Annotated in this window: 13 protein-coding genes; all 13 read right to left on the bottom strand. The window is 67.4% G+C overall.

Features of this window, described 5'->3' with window-relative positions:
• A partial coding sequence (rpsC, locus tag AF1_RS30115; RefSeq protein ID WP_067807025.1) for a 30S ribosomal protein S3 occupies positions 1-671 on the bottom strand: 671 nt, incomplete at its 3' end.
• Entirely contained in the window at positions 671-1,057 is a 387-nt protein-coding gene (gene rplV / locus AF1_RS30110) for a 50S ribosomal protein L22 (protein WP_067807022.1), read from the bottom strand. The genes rpsC and rplV, both read right to left, overlap by 1 nt.
• A 40-nt stretch (positions 1,058-1,097) precedes the next feature.
• Positions 1,098-1,379 carry a 30S ribosomal protein S19 gene (gene rpsS / locus AF1_RS30105; protein ID WP_067807019.1) on the bottom strand — a complete coding sequence of 94 codons (282 nt, stop codon included), beginning with the start codon at positions 1,377-1,379 and terminating at the stop codon, positions 1,098-1,100.
• A 12-nt stretch (positions 1,380-1,391) separates the two neighbouring features.
• Entirely contained in the window at positions 1,392-2,225 is an 834-nt protein-coding gene (gene rplB, locus AF1_RS30100) for a 50S ribosomal protein L2 (RefSeq protein ID WP_067807016.1), read from the bottom strand.
• A gap of 46 nt (positions 2,226-2,271) precedes the next feature.
• Positions 2,272-2,571, bottom strand: coding sequence for a 50S ribosomal protein L23 (gene rplW / locus AF1_RS30095; RefSeq protein WP_067807013.1), 300 nt, complete (start codon positions 2,569-2,571; stop codon positions 2,272-2,274).
• Positions 2,568-3,212 carry a 50S ribosomal protein L4 gene (gene rplD / locus AF1_RS30090; protein WP_067807010.1) on the bottom strand — a complete coding sequence of 215 codons (645 nt, stop codon included), beginning with the start codon at positions 3,210-3,212 and terminating at the stop codon, positions 2,568-2,570. Before rplD ends, rplW begins: the two co-directional genes overlap by 4 nt.
• Complete coding sequence (gene rplC, locus AF1_RS30085) at positions 3,209-3,859, bottom strand: 50S ribosomal protein L3 (RefSeq protein ID WP_067807006.1); 651 nt, start codon at positions 3,857-3,859, stop codon at positions 3,209-3,211. Before rplC ends, rplD begins: the two co-directional genes overlap by 4 nt.
• Positions 3,860-3,874: 15 nt before the next feature.
• The gene (rpsJ, locus tag AF1_RS30080) at positions 3,875-4,183 is read right to left on the bottom strand and encodes a 30S ribosomal protein S10 (protein ID WP_018657599.1); all 309 of its coding nucleotides are present in this window, start codon (positions 4,181-4,183) and stop codon (positions 3,875-3,877) included.
• A 98-nt stretch (positions 4,184-4,281) separates the two neighbouring features.
• Positions 4,282-5,475, bottom strand: coding sequence for an elongation factor Tu (gene tuf, locus AF1_RS30075; RefSeq protein ID WP_067807002.1), 1,194 nt, complete (start codon positions 5,473-5,475; stop codon positions 4,282-4,284).
• Positions 5,476-5,558: 83 nt separating this feature from the next.
• Positions 5,559-7,670 (bottom strand): elongation factor G, encoded by a 2,112-nt coding sequence (gene fusA, locus AF1_RS30070; protein ID WP_067806997.1) that lies wholly within the window; start codon positions 7,668-7,670, stop codon positions 5,559-5,561.
• Between the two features lie 40 nt (positions 7,671-7,710).
• On the bottom strand, positions 7,711-8,181 hold the full coding sequence (rpsG, locus tag AF1_RS30065) for a 30S ribosomal protein S7 (protein ID WP_067806994.1): 471 nt from the start codon (positions 8,179-8,181) through the stop codon (positions 7,711-7,713).
• Positions 8,181-8,555 (bottom strand): 30S ribosomal protein S12, encoded by a 375-nt coding sequence (rpsL, locus tag AF1_RS30060; protein WP_021597495.1) that lies wholly within the window; start codon positions 8,553-8,555, stop codon positions 8,181-8,183. The genes rpsG and rpsL overlap by 1 nt, the downstream gene beginning before the upstream one ends.
• A 581-nt stretch (positions 8,556-9,136) precedes the next feature.
• A partial coding sequence (locus tag AF1_RS35465; RefSeq protein ID WP_217999861.1) for a hypothetical protein occupies positions 9,137-9,386 on the bottom strand: 250 nt, incomplete at its 5' end.

The raw sequence follows: 9,386 nt of genomic DNA, 5'->3' as shown, positions 1-9,386 counted from the left end.
CCGGCGGCGCGCTGCTGCGCGGCCTGCTGCTCGCGCTCGGCGCGGGTCTGCGCGGCCTCGCCCTTGTAGATCCACACCTTGACGCCGATGCGGCCGAACGTCGTCCGGGCCTCGTAGAACCCGTAGTCGATGTCGGCGCGCAGCGTGTGCAGCGGGACCTGGCCCTCGCGGTAGAACTCCGACCGCGACATCTCGGCGCCGCCGAGCCGGCCGCCGCACTGCACCTTGATGCCCTTGGCGCCCGACTTCATCGCCGACTGGATCGCCTTGCGCATGGCCCGGCGGAACGCGACCCGGCTGGACAGCTGCTCGGCCACGCCCTGCGCGACGAGCTGCGCGTCGATCTCGGGGTTCTTCACCTCGAGGATGTTCAGCCGGACCTGCTTGCCGGTCAGCTTCTCCAGGTCGCCGCGCAGCCGCTCGGCCTCCGCGCCGCGGCGGCCGATGACGATGCCCGGCCGGGCGGTGTGGATGTTGACCTCGACGCGGTCACGGGTCCGCTCGATCTCCACCTTGGAGATGCCCGCCCGGTCCATGCCCTTCTGCAGCATGCGCCGGATCTGGACGTCTTCCTTGACGTAGTCCTTGTAGAGCTTGTCGGCGAACCACACGGACTTGTGGTCGGTGGTGACTCCGAGCCGGAACCCGTGCGGGTTGATCTTCTGACCCACTACCGGGCCCTCCTCGTCTTCTTACCGCCGCCGGACGCCCCGCTGGACGCCTCATCCCGCGACTCCACGACCACCGTGATGTGGCTCGTGCGCTTGTTGATGCGGTAGGCCCGGCCCTGGGCGCGGGGGCGGAAACGCTTCAGCGTCGGCCCCTCGTCCACCCACGCACGGCTCACGACGAGCGTGTCCGAGTCGAGCTTGAAGTTGTGCTCGGCGTTGGCGATGGCACTCGCCAGCACCTTGCCCACCGGCTCACTCGCAGCCTGGGGGGCGAACCGCAGCACCGCCTGAGCCTCCGCGGCAGGCAGGCCGCGGATGAGGTCCACCACGCGGCGGGCCTTCCTGGGCGTGACGCGGATGTACCGCGCCTGGGCCCTGGCTTCCATCGCTGTTCCCTCTCTCCTACGTGCGAACTGCTCTGCCTGCTCAGCCGCGACGGCTGCGGCGGTCTTCCTTGACGTGGCTGCGGAACGTGCGCGTCGGCGCGAACTCACCGAGCTTGTGTCCCACCATCGCGTCGGTGATGAACACCGGGACGTGCTTGCGGCCGTCGTGCACGGCGATCGTGTGACCGATCATGTCCGGCACGATCATGGAGCGCCGCGACCACGTCTTGATGACGTTCTTGGTGCCCTTCTCGTTCTGCACGTCCACCTTCTTCATGAGGTGGTCGTCCACGAACGGGCCCTTCTTAAGGCTACGTGGCATGACGAGCGACTCCTACCGCTTCTTCTTGCTGCGACGACGGACGATCAGCCGGTCGCTCGACTTGTTCGCCTGGCGAGTGCGGCCTTCCTTCTTACCTGCCGGGTTCACCGGGTGCCGACCGCCGGAGGTCTTGCCCTCACCACCACCGTGCGGGTGGTCGATCGGGTTCATGGCCACACCGCGGACGGTCGGGCGCTTGCCCTTCCACCGCATCCGGCCGGCCTTGCCCCAGTTGATGTTCGACTGCTCGGCGTTGCCGACCTCGCCGACCGTGGCGCGGCACCGCACGTCCACCATCCGCATCTCGCCGGAGGGCATGCGCAGCGTGGCGTACTTGCCCTCCTTGGCCAGCAGCTGGACACCGGCGCCCGCGCTGCGGGCGATCTTGGCGCCGCCGCCGGGACGCAGCTCGATGGCGTGGATGACCGTACCGGTCGGGATGTTGCGCAGCGGCAGGCAGTTGCCCGGCTTGATGTCCGCGCCCGGCCCGTTCTCCACCCGGTCGCCCTGCTTCAGGCCGCGCGGGGCGAGGATGTAGCGCTTCTCGCCGTCCACGTAGTGCAGCAGCGCGATCCGCGCGGTGCGGTTCGGGTCGTACTCGATGTGCGCGACCTTGGCCGGCACACCGTCCTTGTCGTGCCGGCGGAAGTCGATCACGCGGTAGGCGCGCTTGTGCCCGCCGCCCTGGTGCCGGGTCGTGATGCGGCCGTGGTTGTTACGGCCGCCCTTCTTGGGAAGCGGACGCAGCAGCGACTTCTCCGGCTCGCTGCGCGTGATCTCGACGAAGTCGGCCACGCTGGAGCCGCGACGCCCCGGAGTCGTCGGCTTGTAGTTACGGATGCCCATCTTTTTCGTTCATCCCTTGTCTGTCTTCGGGACGACCCTGGCCTGCTTAGGCCGGGCCGCCGAAGATGTCGATCCGCTCGCCCTCGGCGAGGCTGACGATGGCGCGCTTGGTGTCCTTGCGCTTGCCGTAGCCGAACCGGGTGCGCTTGCGCTTGCCCTGCCGGTTGAGCGTGTTCACGTTCGTCACCTTGACGCCGAACACGGCCTCGACGGCCTGCTTGATCTGCGTCTTGTTGGCGTCCGGGCGGACGATGAACGTGTACTTGTTCTCGTCCAGCAGCCCGTAGCTCTTCTCCGAGACGACCGGCGCGATGATGATGTCGCGGGGGTCAGCGATCTTGTTCACTTCGCCGCCTCCTTCTTGGTCTTGGCCGCACGCGCAACGAACTTGTCGTAGGCGCTCCGGGTGAAGACGACATCGTGGTTCACCAGCACGTCGTAGGTGTTGAGCTGCCCCTGGTCGATCAGGTGCACCTCGGGCACGTTGCGCAGGCTCGTCCAGGCGGTGGCGTCCGGGCCGGGCTCGTTCCCCTGGCCGACGACGTCGAGGACGACCAGCACCCGGTCGGCCTCGGTGACACCGCGGAGGTTCGCGAGCGCCGTCTTCGTCTTCGGGGCGTCGCCCTCGAAGAGGGTGTCGACCACGTGCACCCGGCCGAAGCGGGCCCGGTCGGACAGCGCGCCGCGCAGCGCGGCCGCCTTCATCTTCTTGGGCGTCCGCTGCGTGTAGTCCCGCGGCTGCGGGCCGTGGACGATGCCACCGCCGGCGAACTGGGGCGCGCGGGTCGAGCCCTGGCGGGCGCGGCCGGTGCCCTTCTGCCGGTACGGCTTCTTACCGCCGCCGGAGACCTCGCCGCGGGTCTTGGTGGAGTGCGTGCCCTGGCGCGCCGCGGCCTCCTGGGCCACCACGACCTGGTGGATCAGCGGCACGCTCGTCTTCGCGTCGAAGATCTCGGCGGGCAGGTCGATGTCGAGCTTGGAAGTCACTTGCCCGTCCCCTTCACTGCGTCGCGGACCAGCACCACGCCGCCGTTGGGACCGGGAACCGCGCCCTTGATGAGCAGCAGGTTCTTCTCCGCGTCGATGGCGTGGACGGTCAGGTTCTGCACGGTGGTACGGGCGTTGCCGTGCCGTCCCGCCATGCGGAGGCCCTTGAAGACGCGACCGGGGGTCGCGCAGCCGCCGATCGACCCCGGCGAGCGGTGCTTGCGCTGGGTGCCGTGCGAGGCGCCGAGGCCCTTGAAGCCGTGGCGCTTCATGACACCGGCGGTGCCCTTGCCCTTGCTCGTTCCGGTCACGTCGATCTTCTGGCCGGCCTCGAAGACGCTGGCGGTGATCTCCTGGCCGAGTTCGTACCCGGTGGTGTCGTCGGCCCGCAGTTCGACGAGATAGCGGCGCGGTGTGACGCCGGCCTTCTCGAAGTGACCCGTGCGCGGCTTGTTCACCTTGCGCGGGTCGATCTGCCCGAACCCGATCTGGACGGCGCTGTAGCCGTCCTTCTCCTGGGTCTTGAGCTGGGTCACGACACACGGCCCGGCCTGGACGACGGTCACCGGGACGATCCGGCCCTCATCGTCGAAGACCTGGGTCATGCCGAGCTTCTCGCCCAGGACGCCCTTCCTCTGCGTACTCATCTCTCGGTGCGTCCCTTAGAGCTTGATCTCGATGTCAACGCCGGCCGGAAGGTCGAGCCGCATCAGCGAGTCGACCGTCTTGGGCGTCGGGTCGATGATGTCGATCAACCGCTTGTGCGTGCGCATCTCGAAGTGCTCGCGGCTGTCCTTGTACTTGTGCGGCGAGCGGATGACGCAGTACACGTTCTTCTCGGTCGGCAGCGGCACCGGGCCCGCGACCTTGGCGCCCGTCCGCGTCACCGTCTCAACGATCTTCTTCGCGGAGGTGTCGATGACCTCGTGGTCGTAGGCCTTGAGCCGGATGCGGATCTTCTGTCCCGCCATGGTGGCCTCGGTGTCCTTTGCTGTAGTGCCGCTGTTTACTTCGGTTCATAGCGCGGCGGCCCGGCCGTGGCGGCTGGGCCGCCGCGCTACGAGGGGTGTTACTTGATGACCTTGGTGACGCGACCGGCGCCGACCGTCCGGCCACCCTCACGGATGGCGAACTTCAGGCCCTCCTCCATGGCGACGGGCTGGATCAGCTCGACGCGCATCTCGGTGTTGTCGCCCGGCATGACCATCTCGGTGCCCTCGGGGAGGTTCACCACGCCGGTGACGTCCGTGGTCCGGAAGTAGAACTGCGGACGGTAGTTGTTGAAGAACGGCGTGTGCCGGCCGCCCTCGTCCTTGGACAGGATGTAGACCTGCGCCTCGAACTCGGTGTGCGGGGTGTTCGTGCCCGGCTTGATGACGCACTGGCCGCGCTCGACGTCCTCGCGCTTGATGCCGCGCAGGAGCAGGCCGACGTTGTCGCCCGCCTGGCCCTGGTCGAGGAGCTTGCGGAACATCTCGACACCGGTGACGGTGGTCGAGGTGGACTCCGGCTTGATGCCGATGATGTCGACGGTCTCGTTGACGTTCACGACACCGCGCTCGATGCGGCCGGTCACGACGGTGCCGCGGCCGGTGATCGAGAAGACGTCCTCGATCGGCATCAGGAACGGCTTGTCGGTGTCACGCACCGGCTCGGGCACGTTCTCGTCGACGGCGTCCATGAGCTCGATGATCGACTGGGCCCACTTCTCGTCGCCCTGCAGCGCCTGGAAGGCGGACACGCGCACGACGGGGAGGTCGTCGCCCGGGAACTCGTACTCGGAGAGCAGCTCGCGGACCTCGAGCTCGACGAGCTCCAGGATCTCCTCGTCGTCCACCATGTCGCACTTGTTCAGCGCGACGACGATGTACGGGACGCCGACCTGGCGGGCCAGGAGCACGTGCTCCTTGGTCTGCGGCATCGGGCCGTCGGTGGCGGCGACCACCAGGATGGCGCCGTCCATCTGCGCCGCACCGGTGATCATGTTCTTGATGTAGTCGGCGTGCCCCGGGCAGTCGACGTGCGCGTAGTGCCGGGCCTCGGTCTGGTACTCGACGTGCGCGATCGAGATGGTGATACCGCGCTCGCGCTCCTCCGGCGCCTTGTCGATGTCCTCGAACGGCGTGAAGGGGTTGAGGTCCGGGTACTTGTCGTGGAGCACCTTGGTGATCGCCGCGGTAAGCGTGGTCTTACCGTGGTCGATGTGTCCAATGGTGCCGATGTTCACGTGCGGCTTCGTCCGCTCGAACTTGGCCTTCGCCACTGGTTGCTCCTTGTTGCGATCCTCGGCCGTCTAGACGACCGCTTCGATGTACGTCCTTGGTGATCTGTGGGCAGGCCCGGTGCTTACTCGCCCCGCGCCTTGGCGATGATCTCCTGCGCGACGTTCGTGGGAACCTCGGCGTAGGAGTCGAACTGCATCGTGAAAACAGCCCGGCCCTGGGTCTTGCTGCGCAGATCACCCACGTAGCCGAACATCTCGGACAGGGGCACGAGCGCCTTGATGACGCGCATGCCGTGCCGCTCGTCCATGGACTGGACCTGACCGCGGCGGCTGTTGAGGTCGCCGATCACGTCGCCCATGTTCTCCTCGGGCGTGCTGACCTCGACCGCCATCATCGGCTCCAGCAGCGTGGGGGACGCCTTGCGGGCGGCCTCCTTGAACGCCATGGAACCGGCGACCTTGAACGCCATCTCCGAGGAGTCGACCTCGTGGTAGGCGCCGTCCTGCAGGGTGACCTTGACCCCCACCATCGGGTAGCCGGCGAGGACACCGAACTCGGCGGCCTCCTGGCAGCCCGCGTCGACCGACGGGATGTACTCCCGCGGGATGCGGCCACCGGTGACCTTGTTCTCGAACTCGTAGCCGTCGGACCCGCCGCCCAGCGGCTCCAGGTCGATGATCACGCGGCCGAACTGGCCGGAGCCACCCGTCTGCTTCTTGTGGGTGTACTCGACCTTCTCGACCTTGCGGGTGATCGTCTCGCGGTAGGCGACCTGCGGCTTGCCGACGTTGGCGTCGACCTTGAACTCGCGCTTCATCCGGTCGACCAGGATCTCCAGGTGCAGCTCGCCCATCCCGGAGATGACCGTCTGACCGGTGTCCTCCTCGGTGCGGACCTGGAACGACGGGTCCTCCTCGGCCAGCCGCTGGATCGCGGTACCCAGCTTCTGCTGGTCGGCCTTGGTCTTGGGCTCGATCGCGACGTGGATGACCGGCGCCGGGAAGTTCATCGACTCCAGGACGATCGGGTCCTTGTCGTCGCACAGCGTCTCACCGGTGGTGGTCTGCTTGAGACCCATCACCGCGACGATGTCGCCGGCGCCCGCGCGCTCGATCTCGGTGCGCTTGTTGGCGTGCATCCGGTAGATCTTGCCGATGCGCTCCTTGCGCTCCTTGACGGAGTTCATCACGCTGGCACCGGACTCCATGACGCCGGAGTAGACGCGCACGAAGGTGAGCTTGCCCAGGTGCGGGTCGCTCATGATCTTGAACGCCAGCGCGGAGAAGGGCTCCTCCTCGCTGGGCTTGCGCGACAGCGTCTTCTCCTCGTCCCGGACGGCGTGGCCCTCGATGGCCTCGACGTCCAGCGGGCACGGCAGGTAGCGGACGATCGCGTCCAGCAGCGGCTGCACGCCCTTGTTCTTGAACGCGGTGCCGCACAGCACCGGGGTGAGCTTGGCGGCGATCGTCGCGCGGCGGATGCCGGCGTGGAGCTGCTCGACGGTGGGCTCGTTGCCCTCCAGGTACAGCTCCATGATCTCGTCGTCGTTCTCGGCGAGGGTCTCGACGAGCTTGTCGTGCCACTCGCGCGCCTGCTCGGCGTGCGTCTCGGGGATGTCGAGCACGTCGTACATCTCGCCGAGCTTGGCCTCCTCGTTCCAGACGAAGGCCTTCATGGTGACCAGGTCGATGACGCCCTTGAAGTCGGCCTCGGCGCCGATCGGCAGCTGGACCGCGAGCGGCGTCGCGCTCAGCCGGTTCTCGATCATGTCGACGCAGCGGTGGAACTCCGCGCCGACCCGGTCCATCTTGTTGACGAAACACATGCGGGGCACGTCGTACCGGTCGGCCTGACGCCACACGGTCTCCGACTGGGGCTCCACACCGGCGACACCGTCGAACACCGCGACCGCACCGTCGAGCACGCGCAGGTTGCGCTCCACCTCGACGGTGAAGTCGACGTGCCCGGGGGTATCGATGATGTTGATCGTGTGATCGGCGTCGTCCACGGCCCAGTGGCAGGTGGTGGCGGCCGAGGTGATGGTGATACCCCGCTCCTGCTCCTGCTCCATCCAGTCCATGGTGGCGGCGCCGTCATGGACCTCGCCGATCTTGTAGCTCATCCCGGTGTAGTACAGGATGCGCTCGGTCGTCGTGGTCTTGCCCGCGTCGATATGGGCCATGATCCCGATGTTGCGGACCTTGGCCAGGTCTACACCGGTTTTGGTAGCCACTGTCGTCCTCGCGTGTCTCGTCGTTGCAGATCCGCCGGGGTTACCAGCGGTAGTGGGCGAAGGCCTTGTTCGACTCCGCCATCTTGTGCGTGTCCTCGCGCTTCTTGACCGACGCGCCAAGGCCGTTGCTGGCGTCGAGCAGCTCGTTCATCAGCCGCTCGGTCATCGTCTTCTCGCGGCGCTGCCGGGCGTAGAGCACCAGCCAGCGCAGGGCGAGCGTGGTGCTGCGCGCGGGCCGCACCTCGACCGGGACCTGGTAGGTCGCGCCACCGACGCGGCGGCTGCGGACCTCCAGGGTGGGCTTCACGTTGTCGAGCGCGCGCTTCAGCGTGACGACCGGGTCGTTGCCGGTCTTCTCACGGGCGCCCTCAAGGGCGTCGTACACGATGCTCTGCGCGATCGAGCGCTTGCCGTCCAGGAGAACCTTGTTGATGAGCGCGGTGACCAGCGGCGAGTTGTACACCGGGTCAGCGATCAGCTGGCGCTTGCCAGCAGGGCCCTTGCGCGGCATCAGCTCTTCTCCTTCTTCGCGCCGTAGTGGCTGCGCCCTTGCTTGCGGTTCCGGACGCCCTGGGTGTCGAGCGAACCGCGGATGATCTTGTACCGAACGCCGGGGAGGTCCTTCACACGGCCGCCGCGCACAAGCACGATCGAGTGCTCCTGCAGGTTGTGGCCGACACCGGGGATGTAGGCCGTGACCTCGATCCCGCTGGTCAGCCGGACACGGGCGACCTTGCGAAGCGCGGAGTTCGGCTTCTTGGGCGTCGTCGTGTAGACACGCGTGCAGACTCCCCGGCGCTGGGGGCTGCCCTTGAGCGCGGGCGTCTTGTTCTTAGTCACCTTGTCCTGGCGGCCCTTTCGGACCAGCTGCTGGATCGTGGGCACCGCGTCTCCGTCTTCCTCGTACCGAGCCGGTAAGTCTTGTTGCTGGAATCACCACCTCTGGCGAGGCTGTGACCTGCCGGTTTCCCGACCTCTCCGACCCACGCGGTCGGGCGTGTCGCCCCCCCACGGAAGTAGACCGCGAGAAACCGACACAGACCGCCCGGCCCCTGAAAAGGGCCGAATCAAGCCGGGGAGTGAGCCTCCCCCATCCGGCACGTCCCGACGACTCGAAACCGTCAAGCCCACCGAGGATGAAAGAGCCTCATCAGATGCGGCGCTGGGGCTGGCCTGCCGGCCTCGCCGACGCGCACGCATAGTGGCCCGCAGAGCAGGCGCAAGTGAAGAGATTACCGACCCGTGCCTCAAAGTGCAAAACAGAGAGCGCACTACCGTGTGCGCCTCTGTGGCGCAAGCCCGCGGGGCGGCGGGAGGGCTCTGCCCTGCCTGGAACGGCACAATGCCGACGGAAGTTCCCGTCCCGTCCGAGGAGGTTCGAGGGGGAACCCGTCGGCATTGTGTCCCACATTCCCCCTGTTGGGGAAGATGTGGACCGGCTTTTACTCCGGCTGGGACGTACCCGGTTACCGGAGGAAGGCGACGTAGACCACGGCGAGGATCACCAAGAGGGCGACGACCCCGGCGACGATCAAGAGCATGTTCTTGTTGCCCTTGCTCTCCTCGGCGCCGTAACCGGACTGCTGCCCGTACTGACCCTGCTGCCCCTGCTGCCCCTGCTGCTGCCCGTACTGGCCGTAGGGCTGCTGGCCGTACTGCTGCTGCTCGCCGGGCTGGCCGAACTGCTGGCCCTGCTGCCCGTGCTGGCCCTGCTGG

The sequence above is a fragment of the Actinomadura formosensis NBRC 14204 genome (assembly GCF_001552155.1).
GTDB classification, from domain to species: domain Bacteria; phylum Actinomycetota; class Actinomycetes; order Streptosporangiales; family Streptosporangiaceae; genus Spirillospora; species Spirillospora formosensis.
Note: the sequence above shows the minus strand (reverse complement) of the source record. Positions and strands in the feature narration are given on the sequence as shown.

Excerpts from the sequence above, each read along its gene's own strand:
- rplV (WP_067807022.1), bottom strand. The coding sequence starts at position 1,057 with ATGGAAGCCAGGGCCCAGGCGCGGTACATCCGCGTCACGCCCAGGAAG.
- rpsS (WP_067807019.1), bottom strand. The coding sequence starts at position 1,379 with ATGCCACGTAGCCTTAAGAAGGGCCCGTTCGTGGACGACCACCTCATG.
- rplB (WP_067807016.1), bottom strand. The coding sequence starts at position 2,225 with ATGGGCATCCGTAACTACAAGCCGACGACTCCGGGGCGTCGCGGCTCC.
- rplC (WP_067807006.1), bottom strand. The coding sequence starts at position 3,859 with ATGAGTACGCAGAGGAAGGGCGTCCTGGGCGAGAAGCTCGGCATGACC.
- rpsJ (WP_018657599.1), bottom strand. The coding sequence starts at position 4,183 with ATGGCGGGACAGAAGATCCGCATCCGGCTCAAGGCCTACGACCACGAG.
- rpsG (WP_067806994.1), bottom strand. The coding sequence starts at position 8,181 with ATGCCGCGCAAGGGCCCTGCTGGCAAGCGCCAGCTGATCGCTGACCCG.